Annotated in this window: 10 protein-coding genes and 1 tRNA gene; 1 reads left to right on the top strand and 10 read right to left on the bottom strand. The window is 70.3% G+C overall.

What is annotated here, in order from left to right; genetic code table 11:
* Positions 1-206: 206 nt before the first annotated feature.
* From ACRWK7_RS16885 to nirB, 3 genes are read right to left on the bottom strand one after another with little or no spacing between them, the layout of a single operon-like run.
* Positions 207-1046: a formate/nitrite transporter family protein gene (locus ACRWK7_RS16885; RefSeq protein WP_431857436.1), complete on the bottom strand. Its 840-nt coding sequence runs from the start codon at positions 1044-1046 to the stop codon at positions 207-209.
* 54 nt (positions 1047-1100) lie between these two features.
* Complete coding sequence (nirD, locus tag ACRWK7_RS16880; protein ID WP_431857435.1) at positions 1101-1427, bottom strand: nitrite reductase small subunit NirD; 327 nt, start codon at positions 1425-1427, stop codon at positions 1101-1103.
* A gap of 6 nt (positions 1428-1433) precedes the next feature.
* The gene (gene nirB, locus ACRWK7_RS16875; RefSeq protein WP_431857434.1) at positions 1434-3893 is read right to left on the bottom strand and encodes a nitrite reductase large subunit NirB; all 2460 of its coding nucleotides are present in this window, start codon (positions 3891-3893) and stop codon (positions 1434-1436) included.
* 443 nt (positions 3894-4336) lie between these two features.
* Between nirB and ACRWK7_RS16870 the strand changes: the two genes are divergently transcribed.
* Positions 4337-5026, top strand: coding sequence for an alpha/beta fold hydrolase (locus ACRWK7_RS16870; protein WP_431857433.1), 690 nt, complete (start codon positions 4337-4339; stop codon positions 5024-5026).
* 84 nt (positions 5027-5110) lie between these two features.
* On the opposite strand, the gene ACRWK7_RS16865 is transcribed toward ACRWK7_RS16870, so the two are convergent.
* The 7 genes from ACRWK7_RS16865 to ACRWK7_RS16835 form a co-directional block, all read right to left on the bottom strand.
* Positions 5111-7201, bottom strand: coding sequence for a tetratricopeptide repeat protein (locus tag ACRWK7_RS16865; RefSeq protein WP_431857432.1), 2091 nt, complete (start codon positions 7199-7201; stop codon positions 5111-5113).
* Complete coding sequence (locus ACRWK7_RS16860; protein ID WP_431857431.1) at positions 7198-8979, bottom strand: tetratricopeptide repeat protein; 1782 nt, start codon at positions 8977-8979, stop codon at positions 7198-7200. The genes ACRWK7_RS16865 and ACRWK7_RS16860 overlap by 4 nt, the downstream gene beginning before the upstream one ends.
* Before the next feature lie 20 nt (positions 8980-8999).
* Positions 9000-10796, bottom strand: coding sequence for a ShlB/FhaC/HecB family hemolysin secretion/activation protein (locus tag ACRWK7_RS16855; protein ID WP_431857429.1), 1797 nt, complete (start codon positions 10794-10796; stop codon positions 9000-9002).
* A complete protein-coding gene (locus tag ACRWK7_RS16850) occupies positions 10793-16546 on the bottom strand; it encodes a filamentous hemagglutinin N-terminal domain-containing protein (RefSeq protein WP_431857428.1) in 5754 nt (1917 codons plus the stop codon). Before ACRWK7_RS16850 ends, ACRWK7_RS16855 begins: the two co-directional genes overlap by 4 nt.
* 565 nt (positions 16547-17111) lie before the next feature.
* Positions 17112-17792, bottom strand: coding sequence for a response regulator transcription factor (locus tag ACRWK7_RS16845; protein ID WP_431857427.1), 681 nt, complete (start codon positions 17790-17792; stop codon positions 17112-17114).
* A 26-nt stretch (positions 17793-17818) separates the two neighbouring features.
* Positions 17819-20437, bottom strand: a complete 2619-nt coding sequence (locus tag ACRWK7_RS16840; RefSeq protein WP_431857426.1) for an ATP-binding protein — start codon at positions 20435-20437, stop codon at positions 17819-17821.
* Between the two features lie 339 nt (positions 20438-20776).
* Positions 20777-20853: transfer RNA gene (locus ACRWK7_RS16835), tRNA-Met, on the bottom strand.
* Positions 20854-20871: the final 18 nt, after the last annotated feature.

The following is a 20871-nucleotide window of genomic DNA, read 5'->3' as shown; positions in this document are numbered from 1 at the left end:
GCGAAGGCGGGGATCCAGTGCTCGCGTCCGCGAGCCTCATGACTCATGTCGCCCCTGTCGGGGCTCATCCTGGATCCCCGCCTTCGCGGGGATGACGACCAAGAAAGTGTCTGGAGCGGTATCCGAACGCTAAACTTAGCGCCTGTGGGGACAAGCCCGGCCATGACGATGAAAGAAGGTTCAGACCGATCGGTGAACCGCCCCGCTCACTCCGCCGCGACGGTGCGCAGGTGCGGGTTGGCCTTGCGCTTGGCGCCGGTGCGGACGTGGGTGGAGTACAGCGTCAGGCCGACGAAGGTCACGCCGCCCACCAGGTTGCCCAGCACGGTCGGGATCTCGTTCCAGATCATGTAGTCCATGATCGAGAACTTGCCGCCCAGCATCAGGCCCGACGGGAAGAGGAACATGTTCACCACCGAATGCTCGAAGGCCATGCCGAAGAACAGCATGATCGGCATCCACATGGCGATGACCTTGCCCGACACGGTGTTCGACATCATGGCGCCGACGACGCCGGTGGACACCATCCAGTTGCACAGCACGCCGCGGATGAACAGCGTCAGCATGCCGGCGAGGCCATGCGCGGCGTAGCCGACGGTGCGGGATTCGCCGATGGTGCCGATCTTCAGGCCGACGGCGTCCGGCGCGGTGGTGAAGCCGTTGGTGAAGATGATCGCCATCATCAGCGCCACGGTCAGCGCGCCGCCGAAGTTGCCGACGAAGACCAGCGCCCAGTTGCGCAGCACGCCGCCGAGCGTGACGCCCGGCCGCTTGTCGAGCAGCGCCAGCGGCGTCAGCGTGAAGACGCCGGTCAGCAGGTCGAAGCCCAGCAGGTAGAGCATGCAGAAGCCGACCGGGAACAGGATCGCGCCGACGATCGGCACGCCCGTCTGCACGCTGACGGTGACCGCGAAGACCGCGGCGATGGCCAGGATGGCGCCGGCCATGTAGGCGCGGATCAGGGTGTCCCGGGTCGACATGAAGATCTTGGATTCGCCGGCGTCGACCATCTTGGTGACGAACTCGGTGGGGGCGAGATAAGCCATTGCGGAATCTTCCTCGACTGTTTTTGTTGGAGGACGAGCGGGCGCGCGGATCGCCTAGATCGCCCCGAGGGCGACGTAGATCGTCTGGTCCTCGATCTTGACGGGGTAGGAATTGGTCTGCCCCTCGTCGGCCCCTTCGGCGCGGCCAGTTTCCAGGGAGATCACCCAGTTGTGCAGCGGGCAGGTGACGCGGCCGGCGTGCACGATGCCCTGCGACAGCGGCCCGTTCTTGTGCGGGCAGCGGTCCTCCAGGGCGAAGATGCGGTCGTCCGCGGTGCGGAAGACCGCGACCTTGGTGTCGCCGGCCTTCACGCAGCGGGCACCCTGGCGCGGGATGTCGTCGATGCTGCCGACGGCGGTCCACTTGATCATCTGGTGCATGGTCGTTTACCCCACCTCGGCGAGCAGCGAGAATTCGTGACGGTCGGTCGCCCCGCTGGCGCGCTCGGCCCACGGGTCGTCCTGGGAGAAGGATTGCGAGAAGAGGAAGCGGGCGTTCAGGGACTTCCGCCCCTTCGGGTCATCGACCAGCCGCTGCTTGATGGCGGCGAGGCCGACGCGCTCCAGCCAGGGCGCGGTGCGCTCCAGGTAGCGGGCGTCCTCGCGGTAGAGCTGCATGAAGGCGCCGGTGTACTCCAGCACCTCCTCCTCGGTGTCGACCTTGACCAGCAGGTCGCAGGCGCGGAGGTGCATGCCGCCGTTGCCGCCGACGTGCAGTTCGTAGCCGCTGTCCACGCAGATCACGCCGAGGTCCTTGATGGTCGCCTCGGCGCAGTTGCGCGGGCAGCCGGAGACGGCGAGCTTCACCTTGTGCGGAGTCCAGCTGCCCCAGGTCAGGCGCTCCAGCTTCACGCCCAGGCCGGTGCTGTCCTGCGTGCCGAAGCGGCACCATTCCGACCCGACGCAGGTCTTCACCGTGCGCAGGCCCTTGGCGTAGGCGTGGCCGGAGACCATGCCGGCGGCGTTGAGGTCGGCCCAGACGGCGGGCAGGTCCTCCTTCTTCACGCCGAACAGGTCGATGCGCTGGCCGCCGGTGACCTTCACGGTGGGGATGGCGAACTTGTCCACCACGTCGGCGATGGCGCGCAGCTCGGCGGAGGTGGTCAGGCCGCCCCACATGCGCGGCACCACCGAGTAGGTGCCGTCCTTCTGGATGTTGGCGTGCATCCGCTCGTTGACGAAGCGCGAGCGGCTGTCGTCCTTGTACTCGCCCGGCCACGCGCACATCAGGTAGTAGTTCAGCGCCGGCCGGCACGACGCGCAGCCGTCGGGCGTCGTCCACTCCAGCGCCTGCATGACGTCGGGGATGCCCTTCAGCTCCAGCATGGCGATGGCGCGGCGCACCTCGTCGTGGGTGCGGTCGGTGCACGTGCACATCGGCTTCGGCCCGGTTTGCGCCCGGTAGCCGTCGCCCAGCGTCAACGCCAGAAGCTGCTCCACCTGCCCGGTGCAGCTGCCGCAGGACGCCGACGCCTTGGTGTGCGCCCGCACCTCGTCCAGGCTGGTCAGGCCCTTCTCGGTGATGGCGGTGACGATGGTGCCCTTGCACACGCCGTTGCAGCCGCAGATCTCCGCGCTGTCCGGCAGGGCCGCGAGCGCGGCGCCAGGGCTGGCGCTGGCGCCGCCCTGGTAGCCCTGGCCGAAGACGAGGGTGTCGCGGATGGCCGAGACGTCCTGCCCGTCCTTCAGCATCTGGAAGTACCAGCCGCCGTCGCGGGTGTCGCCGTACAGCACGGCGCCGAGGATGCGGTTGTCCTTCAGCACGACGCGCTTGTAGACGCCGCGCGCCGCGTCGCGGAAGGTGACGTCCTCGCAGTCCTTGCCGCCGCTGAAGTCGCCGGCCGAGAACACGTCCACCCCGGTGACCTTCAGCTTGGTCGAGGTGACGGAGCCGGTGTAGGCGGCCTCCGTCCCGCCGGCCAGCCGGTCGGCCGCGACCCTGGCCATCTCGAACAGCGGGGCGACGAGGCCGTAGGTCTGCCCGCGGTGCTCGACGCACTCGCCCACCGCCAGGATCGCCGGGTCTGAGGTGACCATGGCGTCGTCCACCTGGATGCCGCGCCCGCAGGCGAGCCCGGCGGCCTTGCCCAGCGCCAGGTTCGGGCGGATGCCGACGGCCATGACCACGAGGTCGGCGGGCAGCACCTGTCCATCCTTCAGGCGCACGCCGGAGACGCGCTCGTCGCCGACGATCTCCGCCGTGTCGGCGCCGGTCAGCACGGCGATGCCGCGGCGCTCCAGCTCGCGCCGCAGCAGCGTGCCGGCGGAACGGTCGAGCTGCCGCTCCATCAGCGTGTCCATCAGGTGCACGACGGTGACGTCCATGCCCTTGACCGTCAGGCCGTTGGCCGCCTCCAGGCCGAGCAGGCCGCCGCCGATGACCACCGCGCGGCCCCCCTTGGCCGCCGCCTCCAGCATCGCGTCCACGTCGGCGAGGTCGCGGAAGCCGATCACGCCCGGCAGCGTGGCGCCCGGCACCGGGATGACGAAGGGGGTGGACCCGGTGGCGATCAGCAGCCGGTCGTAGGCCACCGTGCGGCCGGACATCGCGGTGACCGTGCGCTTTGCCCGGTCGATGCTCTCCACCATGTCGCCGGTGTGGAGCGTGATTCCGTTGGCCTCGTACCAGTCCCGGCCGTTCAGGACGATCTGGTCGAAGGTCTTCTCCCCCGCCAGCACCGGCGAGAGCATGATGCGGTTGTAGTTGGGGTGCGGCTCGGCGCCGAAGACCGTGATGTCGTAGCGGCCCGGCGCCTTGGCCAGCAGGTCTTCCAGCGTGCGGATGCCCGCCATACCGTTGCCGACGACGACCAGACGCTCGCGCGGTGACTGCAATGTGTGCTGCATGCCCGATGCTTTCGTCCAAAAAGAAAAGGCGCCCGAACCGCCGGAATCCACGCGGGGATCCCAGAGGGTTCGGACGCCATTGTCCGGGGGTATGGTCCAACGTCGGACCGGCAGCGACGCCGTTGCCGCTGCCCTGATCGCCCTCCACTTAGCAACGCGCGTGCCAAGCCCGACGGCGGCACTCGGGCATGGGGCGGAACCGCTGGATCCCGCCCTTTGCGGCAATCCGTGAGGCGTCCCTGGCGCTTGCCCATGCCGTGTGCATCAGGGCCGCGCCGATCAAAAAACGGTCAGTCGCCACCGAATTGTGCAGGGCGTCACGCGGCAGGCATGGGGCGGCGGCCGCTTTCCACACAGAGGAAATCCGACCAGCACGGACTGGCGCCGCACGCGATTCCATGCTTTGAGGAGTCGATCCGCCACGCCCGCAGGGAGCATCGCTCATGGCGCCCGTCACCACGTCCATCGTCCTCGTCCACGGCGCGTTCGCCGACGGCTCGGCCTGGAACCGGGTCATCCCGCTGCTGCAGGCCGAGGGCTTCGAAGCGATCGCGGTGCAGAATCCCCTGACGTCGCTGGAGGAGGACGTCGCCCACGTGCAGCGCGCCATCGACCGCGCCGCCGGGACGGTGGTGCTGGTCGGCCATTCCTGGGGTGGCGCCGTCATCACCCAGATTGGCAACCAGGAGAAGGTCAAGGCGCTGGTCTACGTGGCCGCCTTCGCACCGGCCGCGGGGCAGTCGCCGAACGACACCCTCAAGCCCTACCCGCCCTCGCCGGGCCTGTCGAGCGTGTCGGTGGACAAGGCCGGCTACCTGTTCCTGTCGCCCGACAGCCTGGCCTGGAACTTCGCCCAGGACCTGCCGCCGGAGGAGACGGCGCTGCTCGCCGCGGTGCAGGGACCGGTCAAGGCCGCCTGCTTCGGCACCCGGGTCACCGCCGCCGCCTGGGAGAGCAAGCCCTCCTGGTACATCGTGGCGACCCAGGACCGCATGCTTCCCCCGCCCTTCCTGCGCGACACCGCCACGCGGATCGGCGCCCGGACCGTGGAGGTCGAGGCCAGCCACGTTCCGCACGCGTCGCGGGCTCAAGCCGTCGCCGCGGTGATCGCCGAGGCGGCGCGCGCCGGCTGAGATACCGAAAAAGCCCGCGCGGCGTGATGCCGTGCGGGCTTCTTGCGATTGGTTGCTGGGCCGAGCAATGGCCGAAAGCGACGATCACCGACCGTCGCGATTTGAGCGCTCGTCGATCTGCACCAAGGCAAACAGCCGACGTTCGAACTCGTTCGCAAAGGCGGTGGCATCGCACAGGCGTGAAGCCTGGAGGTGCGGGCGCAGCGCCTGACGGTCGGCGGCGAGGCGGTCGGGATCCGAGGCCAGGATGGCAGCCTTGCGGACGAAATCATCCGCGTCCGCGGCGATCAGGTCGGGCCGGTCGGCGGCGGTCAACAGCGCAGCGCCGACACGGGCGGCGTGGCGTTCGCCCGGCAGGGTCAGCACCGGAACGCCCATCCACAGCGCCTCGCAACTGGTCGTCGTCCCGTTGTAGGGGAAAGGATCGAGCGCCACGTCCATCCGCCCGTAAGCCTTCAAGTGACCGTCATTGTCGGGAACCCGCGCCAGCAACTCGATCCGGTCGGCCGCCACCCCATGGGGCGCGAACAGCCCCAGCACCCGCTTGCGGACGGAACTGTCGATCAGCGGTGCGGCCTTCAGCAGCAGCCGGCTCCCCGGCACGGCGTGCAGAACCCGCGCCCACAGGGCCGCTACGTCCGGGTTCAGCTTGTTCAGCGTGTTGAACGACCCGAAGGTGACGAAGCCGTTCTCCAGGCAGGGCGGCGGCGCCGGATCGGGCGCCAGTCCCAGCGGGCGGTAGCACAGGAACCCGCCCTCCAGCCGTACCAGACGTTCGCTGTGATGCTCGTCGCCGGCACCGGGCGGATCGGCGACGGCATCGGTGAAGCGGGCGTCGATCGCCGACAGCCCGGTCGTCGCCGGGTAGCCGAGCCAGGATACCTGGACCGGCGCCGGCTGGCGGGCGAAGACGCCCAGCCGGTTGTTCGCCGTGTGGCCGGCCAGATCCACCAGCACGTCGATGCCGTCCGCCCGCACCCACGCCGCCACCGTCTCGTCCGCCACCCCCTGGATGTCGCGCCAGCCGTCCACCGACCGTCGTATGTGGTCGGTGATCACATCCGGCAGTTCGACGTTGGAATAGGCGAACAGCTCGACCCGTGTCCGGTCGTGGGCCTCCAGCAGCGGCAGCAGGAACATCGCCACCGAATGCAGCCGGAAGTCCGGCGAGACGTAGCCGATGCGCAGACGCCGCCCGGCCAGGGCCGGCCGCGCCGGTCGCGGGGTGGCGACGAGTGCGGGGGCCAGCGCTCCCTCCACCCGCTCGCCCCAGCGGCGGTGCGCGGCGCACAGCTCGGCCGGCGTCAGCGCCTCGCGGTAGCCCAGCATCATCAGAAGGTTGCTGTCGGTGCCGGGATCGTCGGGCCGAAGCTCCGCCACCGTGCGGTAGGCGGCCAGCGCCGCCTCCGGCTCCCCCTGAGCATCCAGGGCGGCGGCCAGCCCGAACCACGCCTCGGCATAATCGGCCTTGGCGGCCACGGCCTTACGGAACATGTGCACCGCCTCGCCAACGCGGCCCATCCGCCCCAGGGCCAGCCCCAGGTTGTTCATGGTGCCGGCATCGCGAGGCGCGCGCAGCAGGGCCTGGCGCAGCAGCCGCTCGGCCTCGTCCAGGAAATCGGCGTTCAGCGCGGCGGTGCCGGCGAGGAACAGGAAATGACCGTTCTGCGGGTGACGGGCCAGAAGGTCGCGGTAGACGGCGAAGGCCGCCTGCGGCTGGCGGCCGTTGGCCAGCACCGCGGCGAGATTGAGATGCGCCTCGACCCACTCCGGCCGCTCCTCGACCGCCCGGCGGAAGGCGGCGGCGGCGTCCTCGCCGTTGCCGCGGGCCGCCAGGGTCACGCCGAGGCTCTGGTAGGCCTCGGCGAAGCGCGGCGCGCGCAGGACGGCGGCGAAGAAGCTGCGCTCCGCCCCCTCCAGGTCGCCGGTCTGGTGCAGCGCCAGCCCGAGGTTGTAGAGGCGCTCGGGCGTCGCCCCGCCGATGGCGATGCTGCGCCGGAACAGCGGAATGGCCTCGGCCGGCGCGCCGGACAGGGCGGCGGCGCTGGCCAGGAGGAACAGGGCGTCCGGTTCGCCGGACGCCAGGGCCAACACGGATTCGGCGAGGGTCCGAGCCCGGTCCAGCTCGCCCGCGGCCAGACAGTGGGCGGCTTCGGCCAGCACGTCCTGCGTCATGCCCCCACCCCAGCGTCCGTGTGGTTCCCGGCTTCGGACAGGCGCCGGGCGACCTCGGCCACCACGCCGTCCCAATCGCCGGCCCGTTTCTGGCGGAACAGGGTCATGGTCGGGTACCAGGGGCTGTCGGCCCGGTCGAGCAGCCAACGCCAATCAGGGCTGAAGGGCAGCAGCACCCAGACCGGTCGCCCCATGGCGCCGGCCAGATGGGCGAGCGAGGTGTCGACGGTGATGACGAGGTCCAGGTTGGCGACGACCGCCGCCGTCTCGGAGAAATCATGCAGCAGGCCGTCCAGCGGGAGCACGCCGGGCGGCGCGTCGGCCGCCCCGTCCTCGTGCTTCTGCACCCCGAAGAACTGCGCGTCGGGCACGGCCAGCAGCGGCGCCAGGGCGGAGGGCGGCATCGAGCGCTCGCGGTCGCGGGAGTGGAGCGGCCGCCCCTTCCAGGCGATCCCGATCCTGCGGCGCGGGCCGGCGGCGGCGTCGAGGCGGTCGGCCCAGAGGGCCTGCCGGGTCGGCTCGGCGAACAGGTAGGGCACGGTGGCCGGGATGGTCTCCAGCAGCGTGCCGAAGCGCTCGGGCAGGCTCATCAGCGGGACATGGCGGGCGAAGGCGAGGTCGTCGTGGACGCGGGCGGGCGTTTCCGTGCGCGGCACCACCCGCACGCCGTGGCGGCCGAGGCTGTGCCACAGCAGCGTGAACACCGGCGCCTGCACCTCGAACGCGACGTCGTAGCCGCGCTCCGCCAGCAGCGGCAGGTAGCGGGTGAACTGAAAGGTGTCGCCGAACCCCTGCTCGGCCGTCACCAGCAGCGTGCCGCCGACGGCCAGCGGCGGTTCGCCCTGCCAGACCGGCTGGGCGAAGGGGCGCGGCTCCTCGCCGAAGCCGCTCCACCGCCAGCGCCATTCGTACTCCTTCCAGCCCTGGGCGAAGTCGCCGTGCAGCAGCAGGCACAGACCGAGGTTCCAGTGGGCGGGCGGGAAGTCCGGGCGCAGTTCCAGCGCCTTTTCATAGCACTCGCGCACGCCGGGCGTCGGATCGAGGCCGCCGCGGGCGTTGCCGAGGTTGACCAGGGTTCCCGCCACGTCCTCGCCGGAGGGAAGGTCGCCCTCCTCCGCCGAACTGTCCCCCGGCCGGCGCTGGGCCAGGGCGAGGCCGAGGTTGCTGTAGGCCTCGAAATAGTCGAGCCGCAGCGCGATGGCCCGGCGGTAGCTGGCGATGGCCGCCTCGACGTCGCCGGCCCCCATCTGGGCGTTGCCGAGGTTGTTGTACGCCTCGGCCTCCTCGGGGTTGCCGGTCAGCAGGGCGCTCAGCCGTTCGACCGCCTCGGCGTGCCGGCCCAGCGCCTGCAGCGCCGCCCCCAGGTTGGCACCCGCCCCGAGATGGCCGGGAAACACGGACAGCGCCTTCTCGAACACGCCGACGGCCTGCTCGTGGCGGCGTTGTGCGTAGAGAAGGGTGCCCAGCTGACTCCAGGCGTCGGCGGCCTCCCACGCCCGGCCGGCCGCCTCCAGGGCCATGGCGAGGTTGTTCAGCGTTTCGGGGTCGTCGGGCGCCAGGCGGGCGGCCTGCGACAGGAAGACGACGGCCTCCCCCGGCCGGCCGAGTTGGGCCAGGACGGTGCCGAGCAGGGCGTTCGCCACGGGGTCGGCCGGCCGGGCCGCCTGCAACGCACCGTAGAGGGCGAGCGCCTCCTCCAGCCGGCCTTCACGATGGTGCGCCGCCGCCAGGGCGGCGGCTTCCTCGATGGACATCGGCTTCGGGGACGGGCTGGACATGGTGCGGCTCCGTATGGGCCTCAGTAGGCCAGGGACAGCCCGACGTGAGGCCGTCCGAGGCGGTTCTCGCCGGTGTTGGCGCCGCGCAGCTGGAAGCCCCAGTCGAGCTTCAGCGTCACGTAGGGCGGCAGGCTGTAGCGCAGCCCCGGCCCGACGCTGGCCAGCACGGTGTGCCGGTCGTCGCCCGCCGCGCGGTGGCGCTGGCGGGCCACGCCGTAATCGACGAAGACCAGCCCCAGCAGGCTGTCGTCCAGGTTTCGCCCGCCGAACAGGCCGGACAGACTGACTTCGGGCGACCGCAGCTCGGTCGACAGCAGGACGCCCTGGTCACCCAGAACTTCCGATTCCGCATAGCCCCGGACGCTGGCGTTGCCGCCCAGACTGAGCTGCTCCGACGCCAGCAGGTTGGCGCTGGAGACCTGCGCCTGCGCCCGGACGATCCAGGAGAACGCCTCCGGCAACCTGGTCACCCGGTCCAGTCCGATGCGGGCGTAGCTGTAGCGCGCCTCGGCCCCGGCCCGGCTGGTGCCGAACACCGCGTCGCTGTTGCGGTCGCCGATCCCGCCGGGGCTGTGGACCAGGCTGACGTTCAAGGCCGTCGCCCCCCAACCGTCGGCCAGCGAGGCGTCGTAGGCAACCACCGCCTGGGCGATGTCGGTGCTGCTGCGGAACACCGAGGTGCCGCCGAAGTCCAGGTTGTTGTTCGACCGCTTCCAGTCCACCCCGGCCTGGATCCCCTGGCGCAGCGTGCCGGCGTCGAGAGCCCACTTGGGCAGCGGCACCGCGTAGCGCGCCGACAGCTGGGAGGAGCGGCCGGTCTGGTCGAAGCCGCTGCCCAGGTTGGGCCGCGTCTCGGTGTGGCTGCCGAAGACGGTCAGCGTGTGGCGCCAGGGCAGCGGGATGCTCCAGCTTCCGGCGTGGGTGACCGAGCGCGGATCGCCGCTGGCGCCGCGCAGGCCGCGGTCGAGCGTGTCGGGGCTGACCGAGAGCTGGTAGGAGATCTGCTGGTCGGCCCAGAAGGCGTTGCCCCAGTTCAGGCCGGCGAACAGGCGGTCGCGCCCGGTGGCGGCGGTGCCGGTGTTCTCGTAGCCGCCGAAGACGCGCACCGGCACGCGGTCGGCGGTGCGCAGAACGATGTCGCTGGTGCCGGGTTCGGCGCCGCGCTGGTAGACGAGGTCGGTGTGGCGGAACGGGTTGCGGTTCAGCCAGTCGATGTCCTCCAGCAGCCCGCTGGCCCGGATGCGGTCGCCGGGCCTGGTGCGGACGTTGGACAGCAGCATCTCGTCGCTGAACCACTCGTTGCCCTCCGCGGTGACCGCCCCGGCGCGGAACTCGACGACGATGATCTGGATGGTGCCGGCGGTGACGTCCTGCTCGGGCACGACGACGTCAACCAGCGGCCGGTCGTGCTCGCGGAACCACAGCACGGTGGCGCGGCTGATGGCGTTCAGGCCGTCGAAGGTCAGCGGCTTGCCGAGATGCGGCTCCATGAGAGCGCGGAAGGCCGGATCGTCGAGCACGTCGAGCCCGGCGGCGACCACCCCGCGGGTGTCGTTGCCGCCGCGTTTGACCGCGGCGCCATCGGGAACGAAGAGCAGGCCCTTCAGCGCCGGCGTGATGACCTGATCGCCGGGAGGCAGGGCCGGAGTCGGCGGCGGCAGGACGGGCGCCTCGGCGGGCGGATTGGCTGGCGGCTGCTTGGGGGCGACGCGCTCCCAGTCCTGAGCCGCCGCCGGGACGGCGGACAGGCCGAACAGAAGCGCCAGGACGGCGGCGGTTGCGACGGTCGCCGGCTTCGGGGAAGGCAAACGGATCATTGGACGTTCTTCTCGTCGGCGGCTTGCCCGGAGGTGGCGGAGGCGTTGCGCTCGGCAACGATGGAGACGGCGGGCTGCTCGTCGGCACGGAAGGTGGAGAAGCTGGATGCGCCGGCCATCGCGCTGCCGCCGCTCTCACCATTGATGTGGGCCGACCCGCCGCCGGTCGCGGCGGCCGGGATACCGCCGGATGCGGCGTTGGCGGCCGGCTGGCTGTAGACGACCTGGAAGCCGCCGGCGTTGACCGACGCCTCGACCCGGCCGGCAGGGGCGGTCTGCGCGCCGCCGCCAGCGGGAGCCTGGGCCGACACCTGCACGGTGACGATTCCGCCCTCGGCGCGGGCCCCGGAGCCGGACGTTCCCGGTGTCGGAGCCGCCGTGACGGCGGCCGCGGTGCCACCGGAAGCCGCGGTGGCGGGCGGGCGGGCGGTGTTCACGAAGGAGGCTGCCGGGGCGAGAACCACGCCGCTGTTGAAGGCGCCGGGGGAGCCCGTACCGATGGCGGCTGTTCCCCCGATGACCGTCGTCGGCGGCGGCATCACGACCGTCGGCGGGGCCGTCGGCGCAACCGCCACGGGCGGCGGCACCGGCGGCGTCGTCACGGGCGGCGGCTCGACGACGGGCGGCGTCACCGGCGGCGTTACCGGCGGCGGCTCGACAACGGGCGGCGTCACCGGCGTCACCGGCGGCGGCTCGACGACGGGCGGCGTCACCGGCGTCACCGGCGGCGGCTCGACGACGGGCGGCGTCACCACCACGGGCGGTGTCTCGACGACGGGTGGCGTCACCACCACGGGCGGCGTCACCGGAGGGGACGGGGGAGAGGGGACAGTGATGCCGTTCCCGTACAGGATCTGGTCGCCGGTCTCGGTGACCGAGGCCGGGGCGTAGTTCGCATAGGTCTTGCCGGTGAGGATGCCTCCCGTCACCCCGCCCAGCGTGGTGCCGGGTTGGTCGGCGGAATAGATGAGGAAGCGTCCGTTGGCGGCGCTGAGCGTCGCCGAGCCGCTGTTGTTGAAGACGCCGTTGTCGGCGGCCAGGACCAGCGCGCTGCCGGTGCCCGACGCGGCGAGGGCGCCGCCAAGCAGGGTGATGCCGCTGTTGGGAGTGATCCCCTGGTTGAGGACGCTGAGCGTGCCGGCGGTGACGGCGTCGAGCGTGATGGTGCCCGAAGCACCGTTGGTCTTGCCGGCGCCCGAGCGCAGCTCGATGGACACCGCGCCGGTGCCGGCATCGATCGTCGTGCCGGCGGCCATGGTGATGGCGGCGTCACCGGCGTCGCGCTGGGCATCGACGACGCCGTTGGCCAGCAGGTCGTTGCCGATCAGCGTCAGGTTGCCGTTGTCGGTGGTGATGCTGGCGTTGAGCAGGATCGAGCGGCCGGCCTGGAGCGTCAGCGCGCCGCCGTTGCCCAGCAGGTTGTTCGCCGTGATCGCGCTGTCCACCGTGATGTCGTTGTTCGCCTGCAGGGTGACGGCGGTGCCGGTGTTGAGCACCTCGGTGATGCGCAACGGGTTGATGGTCACCGTCTGGTCGGCGCTCAGCCAGTACCCCAACGTCGCCGCCGTCGGCAGCATCATATAGATCCGGCCGCCGGTTCCGTCACGGTACGCCGGGATGAGCACCGTGCCGCCGGTGGTGACGGCCGGTTGGACGACGCCGATCTGGCCGTTGGCTTGAGTTCCGATGAGGCTGTTGGCGGCGGAGATTCCGCCGGTCACGCCGGCGGTGCCGCTGCCCCAGGTCACCGCGCCGGCGGCGGTCGCCGTGCCGTTGGCCCGATTGTAGCTGCCGACCACGTAGTTGCCGCCGTTGATCTCGGTGACCGAGTTGCCGACCCGCTCGCCGGCGGATGTCCCTACCAGGCTGTTGGCGGACGACACGACGCCGGCGACGCCGGTGACGCCGCTGCCCCAGGTCACCGCTCCCGCACTGGCCGCGGTCCCGTTCGTCCACGCCGTGCTCCGGATCACGTAGTTGCCGTTCGAGAGCGTGGTCACATACCCGACCCCGTCGTTGGCGGAACTGCCCACCAGGCTGTTGGCGGACGACACGACGCCGGCGACGCCGGCGGTGCCGTTGCCCCAGGTAACCGCCCCCGCATTGGCCGCCGCCCCGTTCTTCCAGGTCGTGGACCACACCAGGTAGTTGCCGTTGCTGAGCCGCTGGATGTAGTTGGCGCCGATCTTGTCGTTGCTGGAGGAGCCGACGAGGCTGTTGGTGGCCGACACGATGCCGGTGACGCCGGCGGTGCCGCTGCCCCAGGTCACCGCGCCCGCGCTGGTCGCCGCGCCGTTCTTCCAGTCGGGGCTCAGGACGAGGTAGTTGCCGCTGCTGAGCACCGTGATGCCCCCGCCGCCGATCCTGTCGTTGTTGGTGGAGCCGACGAGGCTGTTGCTGGACGACAGGGTGCCCGAGATCGCCCCGGTGCCGCTGCCCCAGTACACCGCTCCCGCGCTGGTCGCCGTGCCGTCCGACCAGGCGGAGGAGACGATCAGATAGGCCCCGTTGGCGAGGCTCGTGGCCACCTGTCCTCCGACCTGGGCGTTGGTGGTGGTTCCCACCAGACTGTTGGCGGCGGACGCCACCCCGGTCCGGCCGGCCGTTCCGTCGCCCCACGTGATCAGCCCGGCGTTGGACACCGAGCCGTTCTTCCAGACGGAGGACGCCACCAGATAGTTGCCGTTCGACAGGGCGTAGAGGGAACCTCCGATGCGGTCGTTCTGCGCGCTTCCCACCAGGCTGTTGGTGGTGGAAATCTCGCCGATCAGGCCGGCCGTACCGTCGACCCAGGTCGCCGCACCCGCCGAAGCGGCGGCGCCGTTGCTCCAGTCGGGGCTTCCGATGACGTAATTGCCGTTGCTCAGGCCGATGGTGCTGGAGCCGATCCTGGCGTTTGCGACGGTCCCCACCAGGCTGTTGGAGGCCGACACGACGCCGGCGACGCCGGTGGCGCCGCTGCCCCAGGTCACCGCACCCGCGGAGGCGGCGCCGTTGTTGCTCCACGCCACCGTAGGCACAACATAATTGCCGTTATTCAATGCATAGGCCAGTTGTCCGACGCTGTCGTTGGCGGTCGATCCCACCAGGCTGTTGGTGGCGGACACCGCGCCGACCACCGCGGCCGTTCCGTTGCCCCAGGTCACCGCACCCGCCGAAGCGGCGCCGTCGTTGCTCCAGGACGGGGACAGGATCAGGTAGTTGCTGGTGGTGCTGTTGATCAGGGTAATATTTACGGAGCCGACTTTGTCGTTGGCGGTCGTCCCGACCACGCTGTTGGTGATGGACACCGCGCCGCTCATCGGGGCCGTGCCGTTGCCCCAGGTCATCGCACCCGCCGAAGCCACGCTGCCGTTCGACCAGTTGCTGGTTCTCAGCACGTAATTGCCGTTGTCCAGAAGCATGGGCCCGTCGTAGCCGACCTTGTCGTTGGCGGACGCCCCCACCAGGCTGTTGGTGGCGGACACCACGCCGGCCACCCCGGCCGTGGCGCTGCCCCAGGTCACCGCACCCGCGTAGGTCGCGCTTCCGTTCATCCATGACGGGGAGCGCACCAGGTAGTTGCCGTTGGCGAGTCGGCTGAAGTAGAAGCCGACACTGTCGTTCGGGGTGCCGCCGACAAGACTGTTGGTGGCGGATATGGAACCGGTGATGCCGACCGTGCCGTCGACCCAGGTCGCCGCCCCCCGACGGCCCGACCAGCCGGGGGACGTGATCACGTAGTTGCCGTTGCTGAGCGTCTGGACTGTCCCGACCCCTTCGCCGGCGGCCGTCCCGACCAGACTGTTGGCGGCGGAGACGACGCCGCTGACGCCGGTGACGCCGCTGCCCCAGGTTGCAAAGCCCGCCCCCGACAACGTGCCGTTTTTCCAGTTGATGTCGTAGACGACGAAATTGCCGCTGGGCAGCGCGATGATCGACTGGTTGTCGGCGCCGATCCCGTCGCCGGCAGCGGCGCCGGTCAGCGTGCTGATCAGCGCGCCGGTCAGGCCGTTGAAGAGATAGACCGCCCCGGCGTTGGTTCCGGCGAAATCGTCGCCCTTCGCCGACACGACGGCGTTGCCGGTGGACAGGGTCTTGACGACGTATCCGAAATCGTTGCCGACGGCGGGATTGGGGTCGTTGAGCTGGAAATAGGGAAGGCCTGCCGCCGTGGTGCTGACGACGATGTTCTTGGGGTCGAGCAGCAGCGTGCCGGCGGCGCCGGCCGGGGCGGAGGCGTCGCCGATTCCCGCGAAGATCAGCGTGTCGCGCGACGACACCTCGATCAGCCCGCCGTTGCCACCCTGCGCGCCGCCGCGCGCCGAGGCGGTGCCGTAATAGTCGGTGGCGCCTTCCGACCAGACGATGATCCGCCCGCCGTCGCCGGCCGGCCCGGTCGCGTCGGCGCGCAGCGTCGCGGTCGGGCTGACCCGCGTCGTCGTCGCCTTCGGCACGGCGCCCGAGCCCTGGTAGTCGCCGCCGATGCGGACCGACCCGCCCTGGACACCGCCCGAGGCGTCGATCGCGGCGTCCGTCAGCGTGATCGCCGACGCGAACAGGTCGACCGAGCCGCCGGCCTGGGCGCCCGCCGCCTCGTGCCGACCGGAAGAGAACAGGGTCGAATCCGCCCGGCTGCTGACGACCGACACCGCACCGCCGCGGGTGGCGCCGCGCGCCGACAGCGTGGAGTTCGACGGGGCGATGTAGGTCTTGCCGAACTCGACCGCCACCGTGCCGCCGGCCCCGGCGCTGCCGTTCGCCGACACCCGGCCCTGGTTGGACACCCGCTCGCCGCGCACCGTCACCGAACCGCCGCGCGCCCCGTCCGCCGACAGCGTGCCGCTGTGCATCGCCATGCCGCCCGCCGTCACGGCGTTCACCCCCGTGCCGGAGGTCGCGGCGGTGGCCGCCACCGCGATGGTCCCGCCGTCGCCGGCGGCGGTCTTCGCCTCCACCGTGCCTTCGGTGATCACGTTGCCGCCCGCCGCCGTCAGCATCACCCGGCCGCCGCGCGACTCGACCCCGGTCGCCCGCACCAGCCCGCCGTTGTTGCCGGCCAGCGCGTAGACGTTGCCGCCCGCCGCCTTCAGCTCCGCCGTCGCCGCCTCGATCAGCCCCGAGGTCTCGGCCTTGCCGCCGGCGGTGCCGACCCGCACCAGCACCCGCTCGCCGTCGGCGCCCCCCTCGCTCAGCAGCACCTCGGTGCCGGACGCCAGCCCGGCCGTCCCCCTGGGCGCGCTGATGCGCCCCTTGTTGACCACCTCGCGCGCGATCAGCACCACGTCGCCGCCGGTCGAGCTGATCTTGCCCAGGTTGGTGACGCTGCCGGTGCTCTCGCCCTTGAAGACCAGGCTGCCGCCGGCCATGAAATGCTCGTTCAGCACGTCGAGGGTCGAGGCGGCGAACGTGCCGCCGGTCACCACCACGCCGCTCTCGCCGATCACCACGCCCTGCGGGTTGATCAGGTACAGCGAGCCGGTGGCCTTCAGCGTGCCGAGGATCTGCGACAGGTTGCCGCCGGTGACCCGGTTCAGCGTCGCGCCCGTCCCGTTGTTGACCTGGACCGTGCCGCCCTGGCCGATCGAGAAATCCTTCCAGTTGATGACGCCGCGCGCCGTCGCCTGATCGATGGTCATCACCGCGCCGGACCGCCCGATGCTGCCCGATCCGGCAACGAAGGCGCCTTCCGTCGGCAGCACCGGCGTCTGCGCCAGCGCGGTGGTGATGGGGAGCGTGGCAACCGTCGAAAGCAGGATTGCCCGGAGCATTCCAGAGCCCATCGTTCAAGCACCTTTCCGCAAGATTCGCCTATGGCCGGCTGTCTTGGACCCGGGAACCGGTCATCCGCTCGGAGGCCCGCCGTAGAAAGCAGGCGCGCATTTGATTTGTTGACCCAAGCACCCGGACATCCGTCGACTCATATCGGAGACGACCTCCGATCGGGCACAGCTCTCAAGGCCGCACCATACAATAATAACCCGAATGACATAACTAATTAAATCGAATACATTGCGACAATTATATCTTTCAATTTCTTTCGTTGCCTTTCATTTCCTTGCAGTGAATTTCATTTTCTTTCACGGAGTTTTATTTACCCGAGAGCTTTCTTGAATGCAGCGGCGGGGTGCCGCCCGGCTGCAGGCTTCAACGATACGATCGAGGAAGGGCTGGCTGAGCGGTACGCTCAACCGCTGATCGAGTCCGCTTTGGGTTTCCGGCCGGCGGTATCGGTCGGCGCGGGGGCCGGAGGGCACTTCGATGCACCGGCGAATCGGCAGAGGAACGGGCCCGGCGGCGTGCGGGCGCCTGCCGGAAGCCGGCATGTCCGGCCGGTCAGCGGTGGACCGGCGCTGCGAACGCGTAGCCGCGGCTGCGCATCGTGCGCAGCGGCAGGGCCTCGCCCGCGTCCAACTCGACTTTCCGTCGCAGGCGATGGACCAGGAGGTCGATGCCCCGGGCGTCCACCTCCAGGCGTTCGGCCAGCGTCCCGCGGTCGATGATGACCGCCGGCGTCTCGAAGAAGGGCGACAGCAGGCGGACCTCGGCCTCGTTCAAGGCGACCACGCCGCCGCCGGGCGCCACCAGACGCCAGCGCGCGGCCTCGAGGCGCCAGGCGCCGGCAGCGGGGGCCGACGGCGCCTGTTCCTCCTTGTCCCGGCGGCGCATGACCGAGCCGATGGCGGCTTCCAGCTCGCGCATGTCGAGCGGCTTCGTCAGATAGATGTCCGCTCCGGCGTTCAGGCCGAGAATGCGGTCCTCGACACGGCCACGCGCGGTGATGACGATGATTCCGGTCCTGCCGGCGGCCATCAGCCGCCGGGCGATCAGAACGCCGTCCTCCTCCGGCAACCCCAGATCGAGCAGGATCACGTCGGGCTGCCGCACCGCCAGCGCCGCGTCCATCGTCCGGCCGTTTTCGGCGGCCCGCACCGTCATCCCCCTCGCCTGGAGATAGGAGACGATCTCCTCGCAGAGATCCGCGTGGTCTTCCACGACAAGCACGTCCAGAGCCACGACCGTCCTTCCGCCGTTTCCGCCGGTCACGCCACACCGTTCCAGGCCGGGCCGTCCGGCCCGGCTTCGGAAACGGGGACGGCACCGTATTCCGTTTCGATCCCGCACTGCAACGGCAGGCGGATGGTGAACACGGCGCCGCCGTCCGGCCTGTTCCTGACTCCGACCGTGCCCCCGTGGGCCGTCACGATGTGGTGGGTCAGGTAAAGCCCCAGCCCGGCCCCCGGCACCCGGCCCGTGTTGGTGCCGCGGTAGTATTTCTCGAAAACGCGACCGCATTCCTCGCCCGGAACGCCCGGTCCCCGGTCGGCGACCGTCACGACCGCGTCGTTCCCGCTTCGGGTCAGCGTGACCTCGACGGCACTGCCCGGTGGCGAATACTTGACCGCGTTCTCCATCAGGTTGGACAGCGCCATGCCCAGAAGCTGTTCGTCGCCGGCCGTCGACGGGGTTTCTTCGGCGATGGTCACGAAGGCGTGCTGCGGGGCCGCCGCCTGGGCCGCATCGGCGGCCCTGCGCACCAGCACGGCCGGATCGAGCGGGCTGGTGCGCAGCAGAAGCCCGGCGCCCTCGATCCGGTCGTCCAGCAGGCAGGCGTCGATCATCCCGTTCATATGGCCGACCGCCCGCCGGATCCGGGCCAGCCGCGGTTCGCGCGCCGGATCCTGCTCCGCCTCCAGTTGCAGGTACTGGGTGGCCGTGCTGATGACGGCCAGCGGGGTGCGGAACTCATGACTGATCATGGCGAGGAACTGGCGTTGCGCGTCGCGTGCCGCCCGCTCCAGCCCGGCGGCGGCCTCCGCCATCTCCTTCGCCTTGACAAGCTCCTGTTCGAGTTGCCGGCGCCGGCTGATGTCGTTGAGGGCCAGCAGCAACGCCGGCCGGCCCTGGTAATCGATGGCGACCATGGATGCCAGCGCCCAGAAATGGTTGCCGGCGACGTCCCGCATCGCAACCTCGGCGTTTTCGACGAAGCCATCGTGTTCCAATGTGGCGGCCAGCCGGTCGCCGTCGTCCGGGTTCTGGTAGATCGTCCGGATGTCCGGCACGGCTCCGGCCTCCCCGCTGCTGCCGACGAGCAGGTCCCGCATCCGGCGGTTGGAGTAGAGCGGGGTGGAATCCGCCGCCTGGAACACGACGATCGGCATCGGCGCCGCCTCCAGGATCAGACGGAGTTGCGCCTCGCGGGCGGCCAGCAAGGCGTTGGCCCGGTCGAGGTCCGCCGTGCGAGCCCCCACCCGCTCGGCCAGTTCCGCCTCGTTGCGGCGCAGGGCGACGACCAGGGCCCGCTGCGCTTCGTCGTTTTCGACCCGCAGCAGGCGCAATTGCGCCGCCATCATCACGGCGAAGAACAGCATCTCCACGACGGGCGCGTAAACCGGCAGGAAGTAGGTGACCTCCGTGAAGGGCAGGAAGCCGGTGTTGCGCAGCGCCGCCACGACGTTGCCGGCAACCAGCGCCAGCCAGCCGAGGATCATGTAGCTCGCCGGCCGGTGCCCCGACAACCGGGATTGGACGCTCGCCGCCACGCCGGCCGCCAGGATGAGCAGCGCCAGATTGCGGGGTCGCACGAGGACGTCCAGCCAGGAATCCTCTTCCAGGAGAAAGTTGTAGATCACCAGCAGGACAAGGCCGAGGACCACCGGCGCCCCCACCACCGGCAACATCCAACGGGTGCGGCGCAGCGGCAGCATGGAGAACAAAAAGGCGATCCCGAAGACGCCGGAGCCGACCAGCCAGACAAAGGGGTTGTTCGTGCCGACCGGCAGGTGCCCGCCCCACATCAGGTTGTCCAACCCGTTCATCGCCATGATATGGCCGGTGGAGGCCAGCGCCGAACCGGCGTACAGCACCATCGCCGGACTGGGCATCACCGCCGCCAGCGGCAGCGCCCCCAGCCCGAGCAGAGCGGCGACGGTCGTCAGTATCGTGTGGAAGTGGATCTCGCGCTGCTCGGCAACGGTGAAGGCATCCGGCCGCCACAGGGCGAGCGGCACCGCCACGGGGCCGCTGGTGACGGCGCGGAACCACAGCGTATGGCGGCCGGCCGGCAGGTCGAAGCTTTCCGCATGCCGCCGGGCCGACGTGGCCTCCGTGACGAGGTCGCCCATCACGGCGACCGGGGCTTGCGTCCACGACCCCCACATCTCCAACCGCTCAAAATTCGGGATGTCCAGCATCAGGACATAGCGGCCGGCGGCGGCCGGCGGAACGAGGATCTCGGAACGCAGCCACACGGCGTCGGTGGTGAATCCCAGGCTGACACGGCCCGACCAGGGGGTGGAACTGGCGAAGGCCGTGGGATCGTCACGAACGTCGGTAACGGTCTTTCGAGAGGTGGGGTCGCTCAGCACCGCGTCGAACGCCAAGTCCACGCGGTTTCGACCGTCGATCAGGATGGGGTCTGCCCTCACCACGCCGGCGGCGATCAGGATCAGCAGGGCCAGGGCGAAAGACAGCACGCCATCCGCCATCGCTCCCCGACGGACGCCATACTGCGTTCCTGGCCATACCATATTGCGTCGCGTGCTCCAGATGCCTTTTGACCATAATCTTTTGGCATCAAGGCCGCCATCACGACGTTTCGCTGCCCCCTCTTGCCGATGAATGCCAATCGGAGGCGGGAGACGATCGAACTGGAACATCCGCAGTTGTCGATTGCGTGGCGGTGCCATCCGATTTTCATCTGGCCGCGGTATTCGCGGTGTATACGGTCCCGGAGGGCCTGCCGGACGTTCACCCGAACATCGCGGAGCTTTACGCCCGCAAGGTGGCGCGTCTGGCCGAAACACTGAACCGCCCGGAGGAGCGCGACGAGGCCGCCAGTACCATTCGCGGGCTGATCGAGCGGATCACACTTACGCCCGGTCCGAAGCGCGGCCAGCTCGATGTGACGCTGTGCGGCGAGATCGGCACACTCCTGGAGTGGACGGCCCAAAAGCAGAACACTCCCGGCCCGGGGGGCTCGGGAGTGTCTGTATGGTTGGTTGCGGGGGCAGGATTTGAACCTGCGACCTTCAGGTTATGAGCCTGACGAGCTACCGGGCTGCTCCACCCCGCGTCAACACGCAGGCTTGGT

The sequence above is a fragment of the Azospirillum sp. genome, assembly GCF_050789165.1.
The sequence above is the reverse complement of the archived record's forward strand: the minus strand, read 5'-3'. Positions and strand labels throughout refer to the sequence as shown.